At 29.7% G+C, this 2,883-nt stretch carries 3 protein-coding genes; all 3 read left to right on the forward strand.

Annotated features, from left to right (window positions below):
- Nucleotides 1-583, forward strand: a 583-nt coding sequence (locus AB1Z17_RS02600) for a hypothetical protein (protein ID WP_368050231.1), incomplete at its 5' end; no start/stop codon positions are given.
- A gap of 101 nt (nt 584-684) precedes the next feature.
- Nucleotides 685-1,137 carry a hypothetical protein gene (locus AB1Z17_RS02605; RefSeq protein WP_368050232.1) on the forward strand — a complete coding sequence of 151 codons (453 nt, stop codon included), beginning with the start codon at nt 685-687 and terminating at the stop codon, nt 1,135-1,137.
- 98 nt (nt 1,138-1,235) lie between these two features.
- Nucleotides 1,236-2,633 (forward strand): alpha/beta hydrolase family protein, encoded by a 1,398-nt coding sequence (locus tag AB1Z17_RS02610; protein WP_368050233.1) that lies wholly within the window; start codon nt 1,236-1,238, stop codon nt 2,631-2,633.
- The last annotated feature ends 250 nt before the right edge of the window (nt 2,634-2,883 follow it).

The raw sequence follows: 2,883 nt of genomic DNA on the forward strand, positions 1-2,883 counted from the left end.
CAACCTATACAGCCAAAAATCAATTCATATCATTGATAAATTTAAAAGAATGTTTCGTATTAATTTAATTGCAATTGTGGCTTTCTCATTTGCTTTTTTAATCGTTTCTTTTTTTGTAGGCATTCCAATAACAGGTATCATATTTTTTGTTACCCTTTCAGTGCTTGTTTTTATTAATAAGAAGTTATTAAATGATTTAGAGAAAATCGATTTAGGCATAAGTAGTTATCAATACTTAAAAGCATTTAATCAATGGGTAAACAAGCAGATAGCTATCAATAAAAAAATGTCGAGATTTTTGTATCCAATTATATTCATGTCATTGATTTTAGGCTTTTGGTTTAAAGATGCCCAAGGTATGCCTTTGGGTGAAAGACTTGTAGGTGAAATACTTGTTGGTTTTCCAGAAACGTATCTCATATTTGGAATCCCACTAATAGGAATTGTTCTAGTGGCAGTGATCATATGTTTACTAGCCCTTGTTGGAGGTCGAATTTATAAATGGGATTTAAACCTAGTTTATGGAAGAATATTCAAAAAACTAGAAGAATTGATGACTGATATAGAAAGTTTAAGAAGTTAAAATACTGTAAATGAGGTGTTTTAATCTTTGTGTTAAAAAAAATAAATGTTAGGTGTAATAAATTTTGTTTTCAGACACTAACCAAGAAAACAATAAAAATTATGACATTACAAGAAGCAACTAACTATTTTAAAAGTTTAAAAACAGAAACAACTAAAAAATCGGAAATCAAGGTTTATAATCAATTTATTGAGATTCTTTCAAAATTAGAAAACAGAGAATTCACCACTCATGAAATTCAATCTATAGAAGTTGAACTGGATAGCTTAAATTTAAAATCAAATCCAGAAAACAGAAAAAAAATCGTCAAAAAATCACTACTTAAATTTGAGAAATATTTGAGGGATACATTTTCCTTGACTTCCAAAGGGTACTACACAAACTTAGGTGTAAGTTTAGGAGTGTTATTCGGAGTGGTAGCTGGAATTCTAATAGGTGAACGTTTTGAAAGGTCTTTAGGGATTTCCTTTGGCATTTGTATGGGACTGTTTATTGGAGTATTTATTGGTCGTCGTTTGGATTCTAAAGTTAAAGCAGCTGGCAACATTCTTTAACTAGCACCAAAGATAACATCTTATTTTACCTAATTAATTAACATTTTTTTTAAATCTAAACGTTGAATCATTTTCGACAAGTAAAAAAACAATCCAAAATGAAAATAATAATAACATTTACCATTGCATTTACATTATCAATAGTTAGCGTCTTTTCCCAAAATATAGCAGGGGATTGGAGCGGAATAGCCAAAAGAGGAGATAAGTTAATCACCTTTGTTTTTAAAATAAAACAAGAAAACTCTGAGTATTCAACAACTATGGATGTTCCAACGTTTCGAGTTTCTGGCATTAAACCATCGGCTACAACTTTTAAAAATGGAAAGCTACTAATTGATGGCTCTAATGTTGGCATGAATTATACAGGAATTTTTAATACTGAAGCGCAACAATTTGAAGGAACTTACAAAGAAGGTGGTATGGAAATGGTCCTAAACTTAAAAAAAGGAGCTATAAAAATAGAAGATTCTAAACGACCTCAAGAACCTGTAAAGCCTTACCCTTATTATGAAGAAGAAGTCATTTTTAAAAATAATAAAGCAAACATTTCATTGGCTGGCACTTTAACCTTACCAAAAAAAAATGGCAAATTCCCAGTGGCAATATTAATCAGTGGAAGTGGTCCTCAAGACAGAGATGAAAGTTTTATGGGACACAAACCTTTTTTGGTACTGGCAGATTATTTAACGAGACAAGGCATTGGCGTATTGCGCTTTGATGATCGTGGTATTGGAGAATCTACAGGAGATTTTGGAAATGCAACTACAGAAGATTTTTCTAAAGATGTATTGAGTGCAATCGCATATTTAAAAACCAGAAACGATGTAGATATTAAAAGTATAGGTTTGATTGGTCATAGTGAAGGTGGTATTATTGCACCCTTAGCGGCAAATAACTCTAAAGATGTTGCTTTTATGGTGTTATTAGCCTCTACCGGAATTTCCGGAACAGAATTATCTGTAATGCAATCTAAGACATTAAGAGAATTCCCTGTTAAAGATGAAGTAGCTTATGAAAAAAATATAAGAAAAGCGATTGCTATTGTAACCTCAAATAAGAGTGATTTAGAAATTAAAAAAGAATTAACTACCCATTATAATGATTTTTTTAGACCAATTTTAACGTCTTTAAATGTGCCAGAAAAGAATATCAATGCATTTATAGAAAGTCAGTTAAAAACAAGCTTAAAGCCTTGGTCACGTTATTTTTTACAATACAATCCTGCTGATGAAATTGAAAAATTACAAATTCCTATATTATCATTAAATGGCAGTAAAGACACACAAGTAAATGCCAAGATAAATCAAGAAGGCATCAAAAAGGCATTAATCAAAGGCAAGAATAAAGATTATAAAATAATAGAATTAGAAAATTTAAATCACTTTTTTCAAGAGTGCAAAACTGGAAAGATGGATGAATATAGAAAAATTGAACAAACATTTTCTCCAACTGCTTTAAAAGAAATATCAAGTTGGCTTTTAGAACATATTATATAATTTTACAAACACTTTCAGATTATTAAGATGATATTGGGCTGGGAATGGATATGAGTTCTGATGGAAAATTTATTGTAAAACCAAGCAAAGATAAATCAGTAAAAATTTGGCATGTCAATTAAATAATCAGAAGATAAAAAAATGAAAACTTAATAGTCATTCTTGTAACATCCTAGTTTATTCTTCGTCAATCAAAAAAATAAATCTTATTAAATGAAAAAAACAAAATTTTTAACTTTAGGATTAATAG

The organism is Lutibacter sp. (assembly GCF_040883305.1).
Taxonomy (GTDB): Bacteria; Bacteroidota; Bacteroidia; order Flavobacteriales; family Flavobacteriaceae; genus Lutibacter.

Bases quoted from the DNA above. Each gene is read 5' to 3' on its own strand.
- AB1Z17_RS02605 (WP_368050232.1), top strand. From the start codon at position 685: ATGACATTACAAGAAGCAACTAACTATTTTAAAAGTTTAAAAACAGAA.
- AB1Z17_RS02610 (WP_368050233.1), top strand. From the start codon at position 1,236: ATGAAAATAATAATAACATTTACCATTGCATTTACATTATCAATAGTT.